Source organism: Paramagnetospirillum kuznetsovii, from assembly GCF_003284725.1.
GTDB classification, from domain to species: domain Bacteria; phylum Pseudomonadota; class Alphaproteobacteria; order Rhodospirillales; family Magnetospirillaceae; genus Phaeospirillum; species Phaeospirillum kuznetsovii.
On the sequence record NZ_PGTO01000062.1, the window covers coordinates 1 to 752 of the forward strand.

2 protein-coding genes are annotated in these 752 nt (G+C 58.4%); both read right to left on the reverse strand.

Going from position 1 to position 752, the window contains the following annotated elements; translation table 11 throughout:
- The coding region (locus tag CU669_RS20940) for a hypothetical protein (RefSeq protein ID WP_146747844.1) at nt 1-457 on the reverse strand (457 nt) is incomplete at its 3' end.
- A gap of 15 nt (nt 458-472) precedes the next feature.
- On the reverse strand, nt 473-752 hold a 280-nt coding region (locus tag CU669_RS21675; RefSeq protein WP_456095315.1), incomplete at its 5' end, for a hypothetical protein.

The window sequence follows — 752 nt, forward strand, 5'->3', positions numbered from 1 at the left end:
GCCAGAGATTCACCGACGGCCATTCACCGGGGCGAAGGCCTGCGATCGTGCCGCAGAGCAGGAGCAGAACTGCGAGGGAGTTGGGCGACAGGTCGTTTTCGTGGTGTTTGTTTGTGGCATTGATCCGCTCAAGAAGGTGGTCGAGGATTTTCTTCAGATCATCTGGTGGGAGACGCTTTTCCTTCATGCCGGACGTCTGAAGACCGCGTTGGGCCGAAGCGGGCAGGCCGCCCTGCTGAAGGAGGGCCGATATCTGAGAACCGAAAGCGAAGCTGACCGCAGCACGATACTGCCTCCAAGTGGAAGACGACCATCCGGCCTTGTTCCTGATCATCCAGTCAGCCATCATCGTCGCAGTGATCTCAGATGGCAGGCAGTCAAGGTCACGACAACTGGCGGCTACAAGGCGGTTTGAGATGAGCGTGTACCGGTCTTCGGTTTGACGGGTGCGTGTCATGGTGTTCTCCTCCCGTTACTCGGACAAAAGAGTGGCGTTGAGAGGAGCCCAATCGAAGTGCAAGTAACGCTGGTTGCCTGCCCCCGCAACCACTTTTACCGAACTCCGGTAAACACCAAGCAAACCCGCCCCTCCAGGGGCGGGTTTCTTGCTTTCAAGACCCAGCTCAACCATCGCCGCGATGTCGCCCTCCAGCTCAATCTCGAAGCCCTTGCCCTTGACCTGCCGTGGGAATCCTCCTCCAGTCTGAAGTAGAGTCCGGCCCTGACAAGGACGGACGAGATGAAGCGCAGCA